The sequence below is a fragment of the Streptomyces sp. NRRL WC-3549 genome (assembly GCF_000721935.1).
Taxonomy (GTDB): Bacteria; Actinomycetota; Actinomycetes; order Streptomycetales; family Streptomycetaceae; genus Streptomyces.
Genome location: NZ_KL585387.1, coordinates 92,591 through 110,678, shown reverse-complemented (window position 1 = coordinate 110,678; position 18,088 = coordinate 92,591). Strand labels below are relative to the sequence as shown.

Here is an 18,088-nt window from a genome sequence, read left to right as displayed (position 1 = left end):
CGCCCGCCCGCGGGAAGCGGCGGCCGGTGCGGGCGCTGAAGACGATGTACGCCGCCCACATCGCGCCCGCCCCCAGGGCGTACGCCGCGCCGACCGGGTCGAGCCGGTCGAAGCCCCCGCCACTGAGCAGGACCACACCGCCGAGCGCGAGCCCCGCCCAGACGAGGTTGAGCAGACGGCGGGACGCCACGACGGACAGGATCAGCGGCCCCAGCACCTCCAGGGTGACGGCGGCGCCCAGCGGAATCCGGTCGGCGGCCTGGTAGAAGAGGGTGTTCATGCCGCCCATGGCGACGCCGAACGCGACCACCGTGCCCCAGTCCGCACGGGAGTGGCCGCGCAGGGAGGGACGGCAGACGACCAGCAGCACCACCGCGGCGGCTGCCAGGCGCAGGGTGACGACGCCCAGCGCACCCGCCCTCGGCATCAGCAGGACCGCGATCGCCGCCCCGAACTGGACGGAGAGGCCGCCGGCCACCACGAGGGCGACCGGCCCCAGCGTCCTACCGCGGGCGCTTCGCCGTGGACCTTCGGGGCCCGGGGCGTCGAGCGCGGTCACCGCCTCGGGCACACCGACGGCCGCCGTCTGGGCGGCGGTGTGCGAGTCGTTCACTTGGGAACCTGGACCTTTCGGGACGTCGGCTGGGTGCGGGAAGCCGCACGGCACCACGGTAGGGACCCGCGTGCGCCAAGTGAAATGTCCGATGTGCTCGCGTTATGCTCCACACGCATGAGCACCCACCACGGCCCCGGACGCGGTATCGACGTCAGGCACCTGCGGGCCTTCCTGGCCGTGGCCGAGGAGGGCAGCGTCACCCGGGCTGTCTCCCCAGCCGGTCGTCTCCCGCACGCTCGCCGCCCTGGAGGACCACCTGGGCGTGCGGCTCGTGGACCGGTCCACCCACCACCTGGCGCTCACCCCCGAGGGCACCGTCTTCCGGGACAAGGCGGCCCTCGCGGTCAGCGCCTTCGACGACGCCGTCACCCCCGGCCCGCCCCGCCCCCGGCCGCTTCGGCTCGGGCACGCCTGGTCGGCGCTCGGCCCGTACACGACACCGCTGCTGCGCACCTGGCACCGGCGGTGCCCGCGGACCCCGCTGGAGCTGCGCCGCATCGACGACCGCACGGCCGGTCTCGCGCGGGGCGAGGTCGACGCGGCGGTGCTGCGGGGGCCGGTGGACACCCCGGGGATCGTCACCGAGGTGCTGTACACGGAGAGCCGGGTGGCCGCCGTCACGGCGGACGGGCCGCTCGCCGCCCGCCCCTCGCTCTCCCTCGCCGACCTGGCGGACGGTCCGGTCGTCCTGAACACCGTGTCGGGGACCACCACGCTCGACCTGTGGCCCCCGGACGCCCGGCCCGCCACCGCCCTCGCCGTCGCCAACACGGTCCTGCTGGCCCGCCGCGACGGGCCGGCGCACCCGGCCCTTCCCGGACTGCTCGACCTCGCACGGGAGATCGTCACCTGGGACGGGCAGTGAGCCGGTGCCGCGGCCGGAAGTGCTCCGCCCGGCGGGCCCGGTGCGCGCCGGTGGGCGGGCCCGCTACTTCGCGCAGACCTGCTTGTCGCCCTCGACGCGCTGGATCTCTTCCGGTGCCTGCTTCGGGGCGCTGAGCGGGGTGCCCGCCTGTACGAAGTCGGGGCCCAGGGTGAGGACCATCGGGTCCATCTCGCCGGCGTCCGTCGTCGTGGGCTTCAGCGCCGACGCCGACAGGCCCATCATGTCGGCCATGCGGCGGGCCTGGTCGGCCTGGTTGGGGGCGTAGACGAGCTGGGTCTTCTTGACCTTCTCCGGCGCGTTCGACTTGTTGGTGGACTTCAGCACGCCCTCGGTGTTCTGCAGCCAGTCCAGGGCGTTCTGCGCGGAGCCGGCCGGGGCGCCGCCGTTGTAGACGTCGACCCGCACGTCCGCCGGGGCCGCCATCTCGCCCTTCAGCTTGGCGGCGTCCTTCTCCTTCGCCGCGGCCTTCTTCTGCGCGGCGACCTCGGTGAAGGAGACGTCCTCACGCATCATCGAGAAGACCTGCGGCGCCTTCGACCTGTCCAGGACGACCGTGGCCTTGTCGTCCGGGTTGTCCAGCACCGGGACCGTGGTGAACGTGATGTTCTTCGGGTCGACCGAGGCCAGCTCCATGCCCAGCTTGCGCAGTTCGTTGATGTCGCCGATCTTGTCGTCGACGGTGAGCGCCTTGGTGGCCGCCTCCGCCAGCGTCCACATCTTGGTGGGGCTGGTCAGGGTGTCGTTGGACTTGAGCTTGCGCACCAGCGAGCTCAGGAACTGCTGCTGGAGCTCGATGCGGCTGAGGTCGCTGCCGAATCCGACGGAGTACCGGGTGCGCAGGAAGGACAGCGCCTCCTCGCCCTGGAGGGTGTGCTCGCCCTTCGTGAGGTTCAGGTGGGACTTCTTGTCGTTGATGTCCTTGGCCAGGCAGACGTCCACGCCGCCGACGGCGTTGGTCAGGGTCTTGACCGCGTTGAAGTCGGCCACCATGAAGTGGTCGACCTCCATGCCGGTGAGTTCGGTGATGGTGCGCATCGTGCAGCTGGGGGTGCGGTCGGACTGCCCGAGGCTCGTGTTGAAGCGCTGGCCCTCGGTGCCCGGGATGGTCTTCGTCGAACCGTCGTCCTGCTTGGTCGGGCAGTCCGGGACGGTCGCTATCAGGTCGCGCGGAACGCTCAGCGCGGTGGCGTTCGTCCGGTCCTTGGAGACGTGGAAGAGGATCGTGGTGTCGGCGTGGCCGACGCTCTCCTTGTCCCCGTAACCCTCGTTGCCCTCGCCGGTGCGCTTGTCGGTGCCGATCACCAGGACGTTGATCGGCCGGTCCTTGCTGAAGCCGCCGGTTCCCGCGCCGTCGCTGGAAAGCGCGGTGATGTTGCCGTTGAAGTGCTGGTACACGAGGTAGCCCGCCGTGGCGGTGCCCACCAGCAGGAACGCCAGTACACCGCCGGTCCACACCAGCGCCTTCTTCTTGCCGGTCCTGCCGGACCTGCCGGGTTTCCCGGCCTTCCCGGCCCTCCTGGACCGCGCCGGCCCGGTCCCGCGGCGCCCCGGTGCCGACGCGTCGCCCCGGCCCGCCGCCCGGCCGCCGGACCCGCGTTCCGGCGGTGCGCCGCCCCGGCCGCCGCCCCTGCGCCCGCCGCGCTGTCCGGGTACGGAGGCCCGCTCGTCCGGCGGTTCGGTGGTACCGGGGGCCTCGCGGCGGCGTGAGGCGGGCGCAGCGGTCCGGGAGGCCGGGCCGCCGGTGCGGGACGAGGAGGAGGGGCCGGACGGCGTGGGCGTTCGCTCTTCGGAAGGGGTCAGTCGCAGTTCGTAGTCGCCGGTGTCCGGATTGAGTACCCACTGGTCTGCGGGGTCGATGTCCTCGTCCCGCCCACGGCCTTGCGTGTCCACGGTTGCCTGTGTCCTCCGTCGGGGCCACGCGGCGCCTCCCCTCAAGGCGCCCGCGGTGTGTCTTACGGCAGTGCCGCGACCCGAGGTCGGCTGCACCGGAGCGCTCACACTAGCGGCCCACCCGCCCTCAGGCGACGATCGTGACAAATCCCGCTCCGCACAAACGACATATCGCCATATTCGCTACTGGTTCACCATGCAAATCCAGCCACCTGACCCGCCGCACCCTCCGAGAGCCCCCACCGCCGTCGATTTCAAGACAGATTCCAAACATAAGTGGCCACAAGGGATCGCCAAACGCGGCGTCAATTCTCCTATAGTTGCCGTTACTTGATCAGGAACAATCAGCTCCTGCTGCGGTTCTTTCACCGAAGCCGCCCCGATGCGCCCGGATTGTCCCTGCCCCCCGAACCGTCCGCCCCGAGGACTCCGATTGCGCCCTTCACTCCGGCCAACCGCGCTCGCCCTGCTGATCTCGGCAGCCGTCACCGGTGCCCTGTGCCTGTGGGCGGTGACCGCGGCGCCCGCCTCGGTACGGGCCCCCTTGTCCTGGGGAGCGGGCGCCGCGGCCGTGCTGCTGTGCGTCTCGGTGACCGTCGCCGTCCACTCCCTGGCCACCGCGCGCGCCCTGCGGGCCCTGCGGACCGCCGACTCCGAGCGCTTCACCGCCGAGACCTCACGCCTCGTCTCGGCCTCCGCGGCCGAGGCGCAGCGCTTCACCGCCGAGACGGCCCGCATCAAGGCGACCGCCGCCGCCGAGGCCTCCCGGATCACCACCGAGACCGCCGAGCGGGTCGCCCGCCTGACGTCCGAGGCCGAGGCCGAGCAGGCCCGCCTCACCGACGAGGTCGCCCGGCTCTCCGCACGTGCCCGCCGCAGCGAGACCGAGCGTTCCGCCGCCCTCGCGGCCTGCGCCAACGCCGCGGGCCGTATGCAGGCGCTGGCCACCGGCATGCTGGCCGACCTGCGCGAGATGGAGCACCGGCACACCGCCGACGACGTGCTCGGCGACCTCCTGCACCTGGACCACCGCACCGCCCAGGCGGGCCGGCTGGCCGACTCCGTCGCCGTCCTCACCGGGGCCCGCTCCGGGCGGCGTTGGGCGAAGCCGATCGTGATGGAGTCGATCCTGCGGGGCGCGATGGGCCGTATCGGCGGCTACCAGCGCATCCGCCTGCACTCCACCAGCGACGTGGCGATCGCCGGGCACGCCGCCGAGGGCGTCATGCACGCCCTGGCGGAACTCCTCGACAACGCCGCCAACTTCTCGCCGCCCACCGCCGAAGTCCACGTGTACGTCGAGGAGGTCCCGGCCGGGGTCGTCATCACCGTCGAGGACAGCGGTCTGGTGATGAGCGACGTCCAGCTGCGTCGCGCCGAGCGTGCCGTCTCGGCCCGGAACCAGGACCTCGCCGGTCTGTCCGGTACCCGCCTCGGGCTCGCCGTCGTCGGCCGGCTGGCCCGTAAGCACGGTCTGACCGTCTCCTTCCGGCCGTCGGCGCGCGGCGGCACCGGTGCCCTGATGATGCTGCCGCAGGAGCTCGTCTCCCGCGCCCCCCTCGCGCCCGGCGCGCCCGCCCCCGCACGCCCGGAACCGGAGCCGGTCCACACCTCGGCCCGCCCCCAGGACGCCACTGCGGCCCAGGGCGGTTCCGGGCCGGACGCCCCCGCGCAGGACACCCCGGACCAGGACTCCGCCCGCCCCGCCTCCGCGCCGGGGGGCGACTCCGAGACCACCGGGTCCCTCCCCCAGTTCGGCGAGAGCGGCCTGCCCAAGCGCCGCCGCGGCCGCACCCTGGCCGCCGCCGAAGCCCGCAACGGCAACGCCGCCCCCGGCGGATCCGATTCCCCCAGGCCCCGTACCACCGACCCGAAGGTGCAGGCGGCACGCTTCAGCACCTTCAGCCAGGCGGTCCGGGCCAACTCCCCGCACCCGGAAGGCAACACCCGATGACCGCGACCACCGACGAGAAGCTCAACTGGCTGCTGGAGGGGCTGCTGGAACGCACACCCGGCGCCCGGCACGCCCTGGTCCTGTCCCGGGACGGCCTGAAGCTGTGCCGTACGCCCGAGCTCTCCGTCGACCAGGCCGACCAGCTCGCCGCGATCTCCGCCGGTATCCAGAGCCTGTCGCACGGCGCGTCCGTGGAGTTCGGTGACGGCACCGGCGGCGTGCGCTCCGCGATGGCCGAGTTCTACGGCGGGGTGCTGTTCATCGTCGAGGCGGGCGCCGGCGCCCATCTCGCGGTCGTCGCCGCGGAGGACTCCGACGTCGGCCTCGTCGGCCACAACATGAGCGAACTCGTCGAGCAGCTCGGCGAGCACCTGGTGGCCCCGCCGCGCACCTCCGACGGGACCGACGCGGTGGCCGGGGCCACGGAATCCGCGGACGTATGACGTCGGCGCCGCGACCCCGCCCCGGGCGTGACGACGCCCCGGACCGGCTGTACACCCTCACCGGGGGCCGCAGCCGGTCCGACTCGGACGCGTTCGACCTGGTGACCCTGGTCGTCGCCGAGTGCGACCCGGCCCCCGGGATGCAGTCGGAACACGCCGCGATCCTGCGGATGTGCGAACGCCCCACCGCCGTCGTCGAGATCTCGGCCACCCTGAATCTGCCCGTCGGCATCGTCCGCATCATGCTCTGCGACCTGCTCGACACCGGCCGGATCAGCGCACGCCATCCCCGTACTGCCCGTGTCGCGGACCAGCTCCCCGACACCGACACCCTGGAACAGGTGCTCGTTGGACTCCGCAACCTCTGACCGTGCCGCTCTGCAGGCGACGGCCGACAACGGACTGAAGATCGTCGTGGTCGGCGGCTTCGGGGTCGGCAAGACCACCATGGTCCGCTCCGTGAGCGAGATCCGTCCGCTCAACACGGAGGAGACCATGACCCGCGCGGGCGAGGCCGTCGACGACCTCGACGGTGTGGACTCCAAGACGTCCACCACGGTCGCCTTCGACTTCGGCCGCATCACGCTCGACGCGCGTTCGGTCCTCTACCTCTTCGGCGCCCCCGGCCAGGAACGCTTCTGGTTCCTGTGGGACCGCCTCTTCTCCGGGACCCTGGGAGCCGTCGTCCTCGTCGACACCCGGCGGCTCGCGGACTCCTGGTACGCGATCGACCGGCTGGAGCACCACGGCACGCCGTTCATCGTCGCGTGCAACGACTTCGGCGGCCCGCTCCACACCGAGCAGCAGATCCGTGAGGCGCTGGACCTCTCCCCGGACGTCCCGCTCGTCGAGTGCGACGCCCGGGACCGCTCCTCCAGCAAGTACGTCCTGATCACACTCGTCGAGCACCTGCACGCCCTGTCCGTCGCCCGCGCCCGGGGCGGCCACGGGGCCGCCGGGGCCGGCGACCAGCCCCTGGCCGCCCTGACCCCGGAGCCCAACCCGTGACCCAGTGCCCGCACGCGGCAGGTGCCACCTCCGGCGCCGTCGACCTCTCCAGCCCGCGGTTCCAGGCCGAACCCGTCGAGCTGTACCGGGCGATCAGGCGCGACCACGGGGCGGTCGCACCGATCGTCCTGCCCGGGGACGTCCCCGCCTGGCTGGTCGTCGGCTACCGCGAGCTGCACCAGCTCACCAGCGACCCGGTGCTCTTCAGCCGCGACTCGCTCCTGTGGAACCAGTGGCCCCGCATCCCCGAGGACTGGCCGCTGATGCCGATGATCAGCCGGGACCAGCCCTCGATCCTCTACACCGTCGGCGAACGGCACAGCCGGCGCTCCGCCCTGATCAGCGGCGCGCTGGAGGCAGAGGACCCGTTCGAGCTCAAGCAGCACACCGAGGTGTTCGCGGACGGACTCATCGACGCCTTCTGCACGGCCGGCACCACCGACCTCATCGCCTCGTACGCGATGATGCTGCCCGTCCGGGTGCTGGCGAAGCTCTTCGGCTTCGACGACGACAAGGGGCCCGCCCTCGTCACCGCGATGAACGACATGATCAACGGCGGCCCGGACGCCCTCGCGGGGCAGCGCCACATCGCCACCTCCGTGTTCCAGCTGGTGGCCGAGCGGCGCGCCGCCCCCGGCGACGACGTGACCAGCCGCATGCTCGCCGGCACCTCCGGCTTCACGGACGAGGAGGTGGCCCGTGACCTCATGGTCATGATGGCCGCCGGCCACCAGCCGACGGCCGACTGGATCGGCAACTCCCTGCGCCTCATGCTCACCGACGACCGGTTCGCCGCCTCGCTCTCCGGCGGCCGGCACAGCGTCGCCGAGGCCATGAACGAGGTGCTGTGGGAGGACACCCCCTCGCAGAACATCGCGGGCCGCTGGGCCACCCGCGACACCCACCTCGGCGGCTGCCACATCAAGGCCGGCGACCTGCTGGTCCTCAGCCTGGCGGGGGCCAACTCCGATCCTCGGGTGCGCACGGACGGGACCGTCCTCACCGGCGGCAACAACGCCTTCTTCTCGTTCGGCCACGGCGACCACCGCTGCCCCTTCCCGGCACAGGAGATCGCCGAGACGGTCGCCCGTACGGCGATCGAGGTCATCCTCGACCGGCTGCCGGACGTCGACCTCGCCGTACCCGCAGACCAGTTGACCCGGCGGCCCTCCCCGTGGCTCCGCGGCCTGAAGGACCTGCCGGTCCGTTTCACTCCCACCCCCGCCCTTGGAGGCCAGCGATGACCGCGACGACCGCAGAACCGACCGGTGCCGTCGAGCAGGAACGTATCGTCCTGGACCCGTTCGTCGGGGACCTCCCCGGGGAGAGCGCCCGGCTGCACGCGGCGGGCCCGCTCGCGAAGGTCGAACTGCCGGGCGGCATACCGGTCTACGCGATCACCCACTACGCCGAGGCCAAGGCGGCCCTCACCGACGGCCGCCTGGTGAAGGACATCAACGTCTGGGGCGCCTGGCAGCGCGGTGAGATCCCGCTGGACTGGCCGCTGATCGGCCTGGTCAACCCGGGCCGCACCATGCTCACCGCGGACGGCGCCGAGCACCGCCGGCTGCGCGGACTGGTGGCCCAGGCCCTGACCGCCCGCCGGGTGGAGCGCCTGCGGGCGGGGATCGAGGCCCGCACGAAGGTCCTGCTGGACCGCCTCGCGGAGCGCCCGGCGGGTGAGAGCGTGGACCTCAAGGCCGAGTTCGCCTACCCGCTCCCGATGAACGTCATCAGCGAGCTGATGGGCGTCGACTCCGCCGACCTGCCCGAGATGAAGCGCCTCTTCGACAGGTTCTTCTCCAACCAGACCCCGCCGTCCGAGGTGCCGAAGACGATGGCGGGCATCCACACGCTGTTCTCGCGCATCCTCGACGAGAAGAAGCAGTCGCCGGCCGACGACCTCACCTGGGCGCTGCTCAACGCCTCCGAGGACGGCGACCACCTCACCGACGACGAGATCCTCAACACCCTGAAGCTGATCATCGCCGCCGGTCACGAGACCACGATCAGCCTGATCGTGAACACGGTCGTCGCCCTGGAGCGCCACCCGGAGCAGCGCCGGGCCGTACTGGCCGGCGAGGCGAGCTGGGACGGTGCGATCGAGGAGGCGCTGCGCTGGTCCGCGCCGACGTCGCACATCCTGATCCGGTTCGCCACCGAGGACGTCCAGGTCGGCGACCGGATCCTGCCGAAGGGCGAGGGCACCATGATCTCGTTCGCCGCCCTCAACCGCGACGAGAAGCAGTGGGGCCCCACGGCGACGGAGTTCGACGTCACCCGCTCCCCCAACCGGCACATCTCCTTCGGTCACGGCCCGCACGTCTGCCCGGGCGCCGCCCTGTCCCGGCTGGAGGCCGCCGTCGCCCTGCCCGCGCTGTACGAGCGGTTCCCCGGCCTGGCACTGGCCGTCGACCCGTCCGAGCTGCGCAACAAGCCGATCGTGACCCAGAACGACCTGTACGAGCTTCCCGTCACCCTGGGTTGACCGGCACGCCCCGGGGGTGCCGTCGGCGCCCCCGGGGCGGCCGTCCACGGGCCGGAGCGCGCGTCTCATCCGACGGACACCGTTCCCGGACCGTGTATCGGAGGGACTACGCTCCGGCTCGTGGCCGATATCCAGATTCCCGCTGACATCAAGCCCGCCGACGGACGTTTCGGCGCCGGACCCTCCAAGGTGCGGACGGAGGCGCTCGACGCGCTGGCCGCCACGGGCACCTCCCTCCTCGGTACGTCCCACCGCCAGGCCCCGGTCAAGAACCTGGTCGGCGAGGTGCGTGACGGTGTGCGCAGCCTCTTCTCCCTCCCCGAGGGCTACGAGGTGATCCTGGGCAACGGCGGCTCCACCGCCTTCTGGGACGTCGCGACGCACGGTCTCATCGAGAACAGGTCCCAGCACCTGAGCTTCGGCGAGTTCTCGTCCAAGTTCGCCAAGGCGGCGAAGCTCGCCCCGTGGCTCGCCGACCCGACCGTGATCGCCTCCGACCCGGGTACCCACCCCGACCCGCGGGCCGAGGAGGGCGTCGACGTCTACGCCCTCACCCACAACGAGACCTCCACCGGTGTCGCCGCCCCCGTCAAGCGGGTCGCGGGCGCCGACGAGGGCGCGCTCGTCCTGGTGGACGCCACCTCCGGCGCGGGCGGCCTGCCCGTCGACATCACCGAGACGGACGTCTACTACTTCGCCCCGCAGAAGTCCTTCGCCTCCGACGGCGGCCTGTGGATCGGCGTGTTCTCCCCGGCGGCCCTGGAGCGCGCGGCGCGGATCCACGGCTCCGGCCGGCACGTCCCGGAGTTCTTCTCGCTGCCCACCGCGATCGACAACTCCCTGAAGAACCAGACGTACAACACCCCGGCGCTGGCCACCCTCTTCCTGCTGAACGAGCAGCTGAAGTGGCTGAACTCCCAGGGCGGCCTGGACTTCGCCACCGGCCGCACGGCCGCGTCCTCCCAGGCGCTGTACGGCTGGGCGGAGGACTCCAAGTACGCCACCCCGTTCGTCACCGATCCGGCGAAGCGCTCGCAGGTCATCGGCACGATCGACTTCGAGGACGGCGTCGACGCGGCGGCCGTCGCCAAGGTGCTCCGGGCCAACGGCGTCGTGGACACCGAGCCGTACCGCAAGCTGGGCCGCAACCAGCTGCGCGTGGCGATGTTCCCGGCGATCGACCCGGCGGACGTCCAGGCGCTGACGGCGTGCGTCGACTACGTGATCGACCAGCTGTAACGGCACATCCCGGACGGCCCTGCGCACATCCGTGCGCGGGGCCGTTTCCGCTGCCACCCGACAGGGTGATCCCCTGCCTGCGGGACGGCCCGGGGCACCCCGTTCTACGATGATGGCCTCGACACCAGCCATGCCAGGAGGCCCGCAATGTCTGCAGCAGCAGTCGAGCACCCCTGTGACGATGAGCCGGAACCCATGCTCGTGACGGCGAACCGCCTCATGGAGCGGCTTCCGGGGCATCGCGTCGAGATCATCGGAGGCGTCATCACCGTGGCCCCACCCCCGGACGGCCCGCACGCCCGCGCTCTGACCAAGATCATGCGGCCCTTCATCGCGGCCGGGCTCGACGACGGAGAGACGGAGGTCCTCCAGGCCGTCGGCCTCTGGCTGCCCGGCAGCCCCGAGGACTACGCCGTCCCGGACCTGGCGATCGTCGACGCCGACTTCGACGCGCACCTGATCGAGAACAACTGCTACGACCCGGCCGTCTTCCGCCTCGTGCTGGAGGTGACCTCGGGCAACTACAAGAACGACCTGCGCAACAAGGTCGCCGCGTACGCCGAGGCCAAGATCCCGGTCTACGTGATCATCGACCGCAGGCACGGCCGGGTGCACGTCCTCACCGAGCCCACCGGCTGCGGCTACGACAACCACGAGGTGTACGCCCCCGGCCAGACGGCCGCGCTGCCCGGCTCGATCGGGGCCGAGGTGACCCTCGACGTGGCGGCCGCGGTAGCCGCCGGGCGCCCGCGCGCCTGAGGAGTGTCGGAGGGGGCTGCGGGCGTCAGCACGGCCCGCCCGCGCCCGGTCCGGTGACGCGGAGCACGAGGACGGCCACGTCGTCGGAGCGCGGGGCGTCCCCCAGTCTGCGGGAGATCGCCTCCAGGAGTTCCGGCAGGGGCCGGTCCCCGTGCGCGGACAGCATCGCCTCCGCCTGCGCGATGCCGTCGTCGAGGTCGCTGCCGCGGCGCTCGACCAGACCGTCGGTGTAGAGCATCAGCACACTGCCCGGCGGGAGTTCGCGGGTGTGCTCTCGGCGCCACGGCCCGGCCGGCAGGCCCAGCAGCAGCAGGTCGTGCTCGCGCAGGACCGAGACGCGGCCGTCCGGCAGGCGCAGCAGGGGCGGTGTGTGGCCGGCGTTGGACCAGGTCAGCCGCCACCGGTCCGCGCCCGGGTCCAGACGGGCGTGCACGGCGGTGGCGCCGGGGCCGAGGGGGAGGACGGAGAAGGTGCTGTCGACGGCGGCCAGGGCGGCGGCGGGCGAGTGCGCGGGGTCCCCGAGGGTGGCCTGGCGCAGCATGCTGCGGGCCTGGCTCATCACGGCGGCGGCCCGCATGTCGTGGCCGATGACGTCGCCGATGGAGAGCATCAGCGCGGGCTGCCGGCCGGCCGTCCCGTCCGGCACCAGGTAGGCGTCGTACCAGTCGCCGCCGACCATGGCCTGGTCGGCGGCGGGCAGGTAGAGGGCCGTCATCTCCAGGCCGGGCACGGCGGGCAGGGCGGTGAGCATGGCCGACTGCAACTGCTCGGCGGCGCTGAGCCGGTTCTCCACGAAGAGCGTGCGCTCCACCGCCTGGCCGGCGTACCCCGCGACGGCCGTCAGGACCGCTTTCTCGGTGACGGTCAGGACGTGCGGCTCGGCCCAGCACCACGTCAGCACCCCGCGCCCGCGCGGCAGCGGGACGCACAGGACGGAGCGGAGGCCCCGGGCGTCGTAGGCGGCCACGGCCTCGGGGCCGAAGCCGTCGACGAGTGCGGCGTGGTCGGGCACGAAGACGGTGCGCTGCTCGCGCATCGCCTGGGAGCTGGGGAAGCGCGCGTTCCGTTCCAGCCGGTCGACGTCGGCCTCCGCCGACCGTACGGTGTCCGGGTCGGCCACCCGCCACAGCCCTCGCCCGTCGGCGAGCAGAAGCCCCACGTACGACGGTTCGGCCGGGCCCTCGAACAGGAGGCGCAGCCGTCGGACCAGGTCCGTGAGTTCGCGGGAGCGGCCCAGCTCGACCGAGGCGCGCAGCAGCACGCCGGCGTGGTCGCGGTCGCGCCGGATCTGCTCGGTGGCGATGCGCAGGCGCAGCTCCACCGAGCAGGCCGCGGACAGGTCGTCGAGGTCGCGCAGTTCGTCCTCGGACCACTCACGGGGCTCGTGGTCGATGGCGCAGAGCGATCCGAGGACGTGGCCGTCCGCGTCGGTCAGCGGCATGCCGGCGTAGGCGATGACCTGGAGGTCGGGAATGGCGAGGCTGGTGCAGGTGAGCCGGTGCAGCCGCGTGTCGTTGAGGATCAGCGGTTCGCCTCGGGCGACGACGTGCTGGCAGAAGGAGTGGCTCAGGGGTGTGTGCCGCCGTGCCGCCCAGGGCTCTTCCAGCCCGACCATGCCGGGGAAGACCTGCCGGTCGGGTTCCAGGATCGCCACCAGCGCGACGGGGACGCCCAGGGACCGGGCGACCATCCTGGCGAAGCGGTCCATGCCCGGATCGGCCGCCGCGGTGAGTCCGGCGAGCCGCAGGGCTTCCCGCCTTCCCAGTTCGTCCACGGAGGGTCCTTCGTCGATCGATCGGGGCTGTCCGCCGTCCCGCTCGTCCGCCGTGGGCCGGGGCGCCGTGGCGCCTCAGGCGGGAGCCGCACCCCACGGCCCCGGTCTCCCGGGCCGCACGTCCACCACCTCACCCCACGCGAACAGGGTGATTAAGACGGTATCGGACATCTCATTCCCTGGCATGGCCAGGGCGCGCGCCTCCCGGGGCCTCGCGCCGCCACCGCACCTCCCCGTCCTCCCGCTCTGCCGTGGGCTCCAGCCCGGCGGCCGCGGCCACCGCGGCGGACGCGGTGTGCTCCGGGTGGACATGGGCGACGACGGTGCGGACCGCTCCCCCGTCCAGCAGCCGGCGGACGAGCCCGGCCGCGGCCTCCTTGGCGTATCCCCGGCCCTGCCATCCGGAGCCCACCACCCAGGCCACCTCCGCCCGCGGTCCGCGCACGGTGGCCTGGACGTAACCGGCCAGACACCCCTCGGCACGGACCCGCAGCACCCAGTTCCACCACAGCTCGGCGGGGTCGGGCGAACCGGCGGCCTGCCTCGCGTAGCGGGCCCGCAGGGCTCGGGCGTCCTCGGGGCCGCCTCCCGTGTACGTGTGGAGGCCCGGGTCCGCGAGGACGACGGCCATCTCGTCCGCGTACACCGGGTCGAGCGGGACCAGGTCGAGGCGGCGGGTGGCGAAGGGCCGGGGCCCGGGAGGCGTCGTCATGCAGCGGGACCCTACGCCGGGCGCACCGGCCCGGCCGCCCCTTTTCATGCACCATGGGACATATGGAGACGATCCGCGAACTAGAGCCTTTTGTGAAGCAGTACACCGTCCTGCTCAGCAGCCGCAGGCCGGACGGATCCGCTGCCCGTACCCCCGTCAGCATCGCCGTCGAAGGCGACCACGCGTACATCCGTACGTTCTCCTCGGCCTGGAAGGTCGACCGGATGCGCAACCACCCCGTGGTGGAGATCGCGCCCTGCACCGTGCGGGGCGCTCCGACCGGGCCGCCGGTGAAGGCCTGGGCGCGGCTCCTGCCGCAGGGTTCGAAGGAGAACACGCACGCCGCCCGGACCCTGTCCCGGAAGTATCCGGCGCTCCAGGGTGTGGCCGTCCCGCTCACCCACCGGCTGAAGCGCGACCGCACCCTCCACTACGAGCTGCGGCCCTTCTCCGACGACTGACCGACGAGCGGAGGCGGGGAGGCCGCGCCCGGTCAGCCGCGCCGCTTCCGGAAGCCGAGGACGGCCAGGCCGATCACGGCGAGCAGCACCGCGCCACCGGTCACGGTGCCCTTGTCGGCCCGGTCCGCGCCCCCGCCACCGGCCCCCGAGGCCGCCTCGGAGGGCGATGCGCCACCGCCCTCCTTCTTCCCGTCGTACCCGTCCTCCGCCGTGGCCTCGACGCGCACGACCCGGCTGCCCTCCCCCTCGGAGCCGAACATCATCGCCGAGCCGTCGGCGGTGTACGTCACGGACTCGGACTGCCGCTGCAGCGGGGCCTGCACCGCGTGGTCGGCGCCGAGCCGGCCGTCCTCGAACACGTATCCCCGGGCGCTGAAGTAGGAGCGCAGCACCAGGTGCCCGCCGTCCGGCGAGAACGCGCCGTCCGTCACCCACGGCACCTCGCCGACCCGCCGGAACACGTTGGTGGTGCCCGTGGTCAGCTTCTTGGGGCCTTCGTAGAGCCCGCCGCCGCCCTCGTTCTTCGACGCGATGTAGACCCGGCCCGTCTTCGGATGGACCATCAGCGCCTCGGCGTTGCGGGGCCCGTCGGCGTACTTCACGTCGAACTGGGTGGCCTGCACGGTGGTGTCCGCGAGCTCCTTCGGTTCGGGGAAGCGGTAGATCCAGACGTGGTCCCAGGTGCCGTCGAGGTTGTCGCCGATGTCACCGACGTACAGGTTGCCGTCCGGTCCGAGCGATATCGCCTCCACGTCACGCGGCTCACCGACCCCGCGCATGGTGACCCTCGCGACGGTCTTCCCGGTCCGGGAGTCGACGGCGAAGACGTACGGCCCGTCGTCGCTGTCGTTGTGCGTCCAGTAGATCCCGGGGTGCAGGCGGCTGGCGGCGAGACCGCTGGACTCGGTGATCCGGGGGTCCTCGATCGTGAAGCTCTGATCGGCCTTCCCGTCGTCCGCCACGGCCGGTGACGTCCCGGCGCACAGCAGAACGACGGCAGCGGTGGCGGCGAAGCGGATCAGCGACGGTCTCATGCCACAAGTGTCCACCGTCACGTACCGGGCCGTAGCAGTGATCGGACATGATGTGGCCATGCGTTTTCTCTTCGTCGGCGACTCCATGACCATCGGGCGTTCCGGCGACTTCACCTGGCGCTACCGCATGTGGCAGCACCTGGAGGCGACGCTCGGCGACGGCGGCTACGCGATCACCGGCCCGCGCACCGAGCTGTACGACACCGAGGCCGGCGCCCCGCTCTCCCACACGTACGGCGACCCGTCCTTCCCCGTCGCCGCCCGCCGGCACCTGGCCGGCTGGGGCGAGGGCTGGCTGCACATGGCCCCGGTCATCGCCGACGCGGTCCGGGCCTCCCGGGCGGACGTCCTGCTGGTCTCGCTCGGCCTGATAGACCTCGGCTTCTACACGGACAGCGGGCAGACGGCCCTGAACACGCGGGAGTTCATCGCGGCGGCGCGCACGGCGAACCCGCACGTCAAGATGGTCCTGCTCCCCGTCATACCGAACATACGCGCAGAGTCGGACGCCCCCTTCGCCACCGAGTGCGACCGCTTCAACGCGCTCCTCGCGAAGGCCGTGGCCGACCTGGACACGACCTCCTCCCCGCTGGTGCTCGCCTCCCGCCCGCAGGGCTACGACATCCACACGGACACCTACGACGGCACCCATCCCGGCCCCACGGGTGAACACCGCCTGGCCGCCGCCTTCGCCGACGCCCTGTACCAGGCGTGGGGCGTCGGCGGCCGGTACGCGGGGGCCCTGGCCTCCGCCTGACGGGCCACGGCCCGCCCCTCCGTCACGCCGCACGCGCCCACCGCGACCTGTGCCGGAGGGCGACGCACCGGAACCGCGGCGGGTGGGCTCCGCGTCGGTCATGACAGGCGGCACCGGCCCGGCACGGGGACGGGCGTCGTGGGGCGGACATGGCGGGACAGGGACAGGGACAGGGCAGGGACGGGGCGTTGAGGCGGACGAGGAGCGGCACACGCCGCTGGGGCTGGGCACGGGGGCGGGTCCTCGCGTCGGCGGCCGTGCTGGTGGCGCTCCTGCTGGTCTTCCACGCCGTCGTCCCCGACACCCGGGCCCACCTCGGCAGCCTGCTGGAGACGTTCCTGCCGTGGCTGGGTCTCGCCGTCCCCGTCCTACTCGTCCCGGCCCTGGTACGCCGCTCGTACACCGCTCTGAGCGCGCTGCTGCTGCCTGCCGTCGCGTGGGCCGCGCTCTTCGGCGGGCTGCTCCTCCCGGGCGGCGACCGGGGCGACGGGGACCTCACGGCCGTCCAGCACAACGTCAGCGACGTGAACCCCGACCCGTCCGGGACGGCGCGCGCGCTACGGCGCACGGGCGCCGACCTGATCGCCCTGGAGGAGCTGATGCCCGCCGCGATCCCGGCCTACCAGGCGGTACTGGGCGCCGACCACCCGTACCACGCGACCCGGGGCACGGTCGGACTGTGGTCGAAGTACCCGCTGTCCGACGTGCGGAAGGCCGACATCAAGCCGGAGGGGATCGCCTACGGCTGGGACCGGGGGCTGCGGGCCACCGCCGCCACGCCGAAGGGCGAGGTCGCCGTGTACGTCGTCCACCTGCCCTCGGTACGGCTGGGCCTCGGCGGGCTGAGCGCGGGGTGGCGGAACGAGAGCGCCGTGCTCCTCGGGGAGCTGATCGCCGCCGAGGAGGTGGACCGGGTGATCCTGCTCGGTGACCTGAACAGCACGTTGGACGACCGCGGCCTGGACCCGGTCACCTCCCGCACGACCCGGCCGGACACGGACTTCGCGTTCAGCTGGCCCAAGAGGCTGCCTGTGGCCAGGATCGACCAGATCCTGACGCGCGGGGCGACGGTCGCCCGCCTCTGGTCCCTCCCGGCGACGGGCAGCGACCATCTGCCCGTCGCGGCCCGCATCGGACTCTGACGCGGCGTGCCACGTCCGCACCCACCGGTACGCGGCCCCCGGGTCCACTACTCCGCGTTGGGCTTCGCGATGCCCATCATCTCCAGGCCCAGCGTGGTGAGTTCCTGCGACACCTCTTCGGGCCGGGCCCGCCGCGCGCGGCGGCTGTGGTGGGCCATCAACTCGTGCACGGTGCCCACCATCACCAGCACCACCACACGGTGGTCCCGATCCTCCACCTCGCCGCGCACGGCGGCCCGTTCGGCCTCACCCGTCAGGAAGTCCGTCCACAGGTCCTTCCACCGCTTGCAGTGCTCGTCCACCGCCGGACTGACCCCCAGCACCTCCACGAACGTCACCCGGGCCTCACGGAGGTCCCTGGTCACCGCGTAGACGTACGCGTCGAAGAGGCGCCGGAAGCGCATCGCCAACGGGCAGTCGTCCATGCCCTCCGAGAGCAGCGCCTGTTCGGACGCCCGCAGGCCCTTGGTGGTCACCCGGTTGTGGATGGCCATCAGCACCCCCTCCCGGGAGCCGAACTCCTCCCACAGCACCTCCTCCGGCACCCCGGCCACCTCGCACAGCGCCTGCTCCGACGTCTGCGCGTAGCCGTAGACCCCGAACAGCTCCAGCCCCGCTTCCAGAAGCTGCCCACGGGCCCGGGTGCGAGCCAGGTCGATCGTGCCGGTCACCTGGTCCACCGAGACATCCACGACGGTTCCTCCTTCGTCTGCCACATCTCCGTCCGTTCGCGGCGGCTGAGCGGTGTCGCGAGCGCGGGCGAGGATGCGTCACCTCTGCATGGCGCCTGCGCCATTGTCCTCGCCCCCGCCCCCGAACCCCCGCCTCGGCGCGCCGCCACGCCCGCCCCGAACTCATGTCTCAGCACGGCGCGGCACGCTCCCCGTTGACGGCCGCGAACCGCTCCCGCCACGGCAGCGGGCCC

At 72.6% G+C, this 18,088-nt stretch carries 17 protein-coding genes and 1 pseudogene; 12 read left to right on the top strand and 6 right to left on the bottom strand.

Annotation, left to right across the window (positions count from 1 at the left end; translation table 11 throughout):
* Positions 1-613: EamA family transporter (locus IH13_RS0105835; protein WP_420713341.1), on the bottom strand; the 613-nt coding region annotated here is incomplete at its 3' end.
* Positions 614-730: 117 nt separating this feature from the next.
* Between IH13_RS0105835 and IH13_RS36820 the strand changes: the two are divergent.
* Positions 731-1,481, top strand: a pseudogene (locus IH13_RS36820) (LysR family transcriptional regulator).
* Between the two features lie 63 nt (positions 1,482-1,544).
* Here IH13_RS36820 and IH13_RS0105825 read toward each other — a convergent pair.
* Entirely contained in the window at positions 1,545-3,392 is a 1,848-nt protein-coding gene (locus IH13_RS0105825) for an LCP family protein (RefSeq protein WP_031081590.1), read from the bottom strand.
* 433 nt (positions 3,393-3,825) lie between these two features.
* Between IH13_RS0105825 and IH13_RS0105820 the strand changes: the two genes are divergently transcribed.
* From IH13_RS0105820 to IH13_RS0105785, 8 genes are all read left to right on the top strand, one after another.
* On the top strand, positions 3,826-5,346 hold the full coding sequence (locus IH13_RS0105820) for a sensor histidine kinase (RefSeq protein WP_031081587.1): 1,521 nt from the start codon (positions 3,826-3,828) through the stop codon (positions 5,344-5,346).
* Positions 5,343-5,789 carry a roadblock/LC7 domain-containing protein gene (locus IH13_RS0105815; protein WP_031081585.1) on the top strand — a complete coding sequence of 149 codons (447 nt, stop codon included), beginning with the start codon at positions 5,343-5,345 and terminating at the stop codon, positions 5,787-5,789. Before IH13_RS0105820 ends, IH13_RS0105815 begins: the two co-directional genes overlap by 4 nt.
* Positions 5,786-6,157, top strand: a complete 372-nt coding sequence (locus tag IH13_RS0105810; RefSeq protein WP_031081584.1) for a DUF742 domain-containing protein — start codon at positions 5,786-5,788, stop codon at positions 6,155-6,157. Before IH13_RS0105815 ends, IH13_RS0105810 begins: the two co-directional genes overlap by 4 nt.
* The gene (locus IH13_RS0105805) at positions 6,138-6,797 is read left to right on the top strand and encodes a GTP-binding protein (RefSeq protein WP_031081582.1); all 660 of its coding nucleotides are present in this window, start codon (positions 6,138-6,140) and stop codon (positions 6,795-6,797) included. Before IH13_RS0105810 ends, IH13_RS0105805 begins: the two co-directional genes overlap by 20 nt.
* Positions 6,794-8,041 carry a cytochrome P450 gene (locus IH13_RS0105800; protein WP_031081580.1) on the top strand — a complete coding sequence of 416 codons (1,248 nt, stop codon included), beginning with the start codon at positions 6,794-6,796 and terminating at the stop codon, positions 8,039-8,041. Before IH13_RS0105805 ends, IH13_RS0105800 begins: the two co-directional genes overlap by 4 nt.
* Positions 8,038-9,285 (top strand): cytochrome P450 family protein, encoded by a 1,248-nt coding sequence (locus IH13_RS0105795; protein WP_051835771.1) that lies wholly within the window; start codon positions 8,038-8,040, stop codon positions 9,283-9,285. Before IH13_RS0105800 ends, IH13_RS0105795 begins: the two co-directional genes overlap by 4 nt.
* A 120-nt stretch (positions 9,286-9,405) precedes the next feature.
* The gene (gene serC, locus IH13_RS0105790) at positions 9,406-10,524 is read left to right on the top strand and encodes a phosphoserine transaminase (RefSeq protein ID WP_031081577.1); all 1,119 of its coding nucleotides are present in this window, start codon (positions 9,406-9,408) and stop codon (positions 10,522-10,524) included.
* A 147-nt stretch (positions 10,525-10,671) separates the two neighbouring features.
* Positions 10,672-11,283, top strand: a complete 612-nt coding sequence (locus IH13_RS0105785) for a Uma2 family endonuclease (protein WP_031081575.1) — start codon at positions 10,672-10,674, stop codon at positions 11,281-11,283.
* Between the two features lie 25 nt (positions 11,284-11,308).
* On the opposite strand, the gene IH13_RS0105780 is transcribed toward IH13_RS0105785, so the two are convergent.
* Complete coding sequence (locus IH13_RS0105780; RefSeq protein ID WP_031081574.1) at positions 11,309-13,057, bottom strand: GAF domain-containing SpoIIE family protein phosphatase; 1,749 nt, start codon at positions 13,055-13,057, stop codon at positions 11,309-11,311.
* 172 nt (positions 13,058-13,229) lie between these two features.
* Positions 13,230-13,769 carry a GNAT family N-acetyltransferase gene (locus tag IH13_RS0105775; RefSeq protein WP_031081571.1) on the bottom strand — a complete coding sequence of 180 codons (540 nt, stop codon included), beginning with the start codon at positions 13,767-13,769 and terminating at the stop codon, positions 13,230-13,232.
* Positions 13,770-13,831: 62 nt separating this feature from the next.
* Here IH13_RS0105775 and IH13_RS0105770 point away from each other — a divergent pair, with 62 nt between their 5' ends.
* Positions 13,832-14,230, top strand: a complete 399-nt coding sequence (locus tag IH13_RS0105770) for a PPOX class F420-dependent oxidoreductase (RefSeq protein WP_031081569.1) — start codon at positions 13,832-13,834, stop codon at positions 14,228-14,230.
* A gap of 32 nt (positions 14,231-14,262) precedes the next feature.
* Here the strand turns inward: IH13_RS0105770 and IH13_RS0105765 are convergent, their stop codons facing one another.
* Positions 14,263-15,264 carry a YncE family protein gene (locus IH13_RS0105765; protein ID WP_031081567.1) on the bottom strand — a complete coding sequence of 334 codons (1,002 nt, stop codon included), beginning with the start codon at positions 15,262-15,264 and terminating at the stop codon, positions 14,263-14,265.
* Positions 15,265-15,322: 58 nt separating this feature from the next.
* Here IH13_RS0105765 and IH13_RS0105760 point away from each other — a divergent pair, with 58 nt between their 5' ends.
* Both IH13_RS0105760 and IH13_RS0105755 read left to right on the top strand, forming a co-directional pair.
* Complete coding sequence (locus tag IH13_RS0105760; protein ID WP_031081565.1) at positions 15,323-16,021, top strand: GDSL-type esterase/lipase family protein; 699 nt, start codon at positions 15,323-15,325, stop codon at positions 16,019-16,021.
* Positions 16,022-16,170: 149 nt separating this feature from the next.
* Positions 16,171-17,163, top strand: coding sequence for an endonuclease/exonuclease/phosphatase family protein (locus IH13_RS0105755; RefSeq protein ID WP_051835770.1), 993 nt, complete (start codon positions 16,171-16,173; stop codon positions 17,161-17,163).
* 47 nt (positions 17,164-17,210) lie between these two features.
* On the opposite strand, the gene IH13_RS0105750 is transcribed toward IH13_RS0105755, so the two are convergent.
* Complete coding sequence (locus IH13_RS0105750) at positions 17,211-17,855, bottom strand: TetR/AcrR family transcriptional regulator (protein WP_031081560.1); 645 nt, start codon at positions 17,853-17,855, stop codon at positions 17,211-17,213.
* Positions 17,856-18,088 lie beyond the last annotated feature (233 nt).

Bases quoted from the DNA above. Each gene is read 5' to 3' on its own strand.
- IH13_RS0105755 (WP_051835770.1), top strand. From the start codon at position 16,171: ATGGCGGGACAGGGACAGGGACAGGGCAGGGACGGGGCGTTGAGGCGG.
- IH13_RS0105775 (WP_031081571.1), bottom strand. From the start codon at position 13,769: ATGACGACGCCTCCCGGGCCCCGGCCCTTCGCCACCCGCCGCCTCGAC.
- IH13_RS0105770 (WP_031081569.1), top strand. From the start codon at position 13,832: ATGGAGACGATCCGCGAACTAGAGCCTTTTGTGAAGCAGTACACCGTC.
- IH13_RS0105795 (WP_051835771.1), top strand. From the start codon at position 8,038: ATGACCGCGACGACCGCAGAACCGACCGGTGCCGTCGAGCAGGAACGT.
- IH13_RS0105765 (WP_031081567.1), bottom strand. From the start codon at position 15,264: ATGAGACCGTCGCTGATCCGCTTCGCCGCCACCGCTGCCGTCGTTCTG.
- IH13_RS0105815 (WP_031081585.1), top strand. From the start codon at position 5,343: ATGACCGCGACCACCGACGAGAAGCTCAACTGGCTGCTGGAGGGGCTG.
- IH13_RS0105810 (WP_031081584.1), top strand. From the start codon at position 5,786: ATGACGTCGGCGCCGCGACCCCGCCCCGGGCGTGACGACGCCCCGGAC.
- IH13_RS0105785 (WP_031081575.1), top strand. From the start codon at position 10,672: ATGTCTGCAGCAGCAGTCGAGCACCCCTGTGACGATGAGCCGGAACCC.
- IH13_RS0105760 (WP_031081565.1), top strand. From the start codon at position 15,323: ATGCGTTTTCTCTTCGTCGGCGACTCCATGACCATCGGGCGTTCCGGC.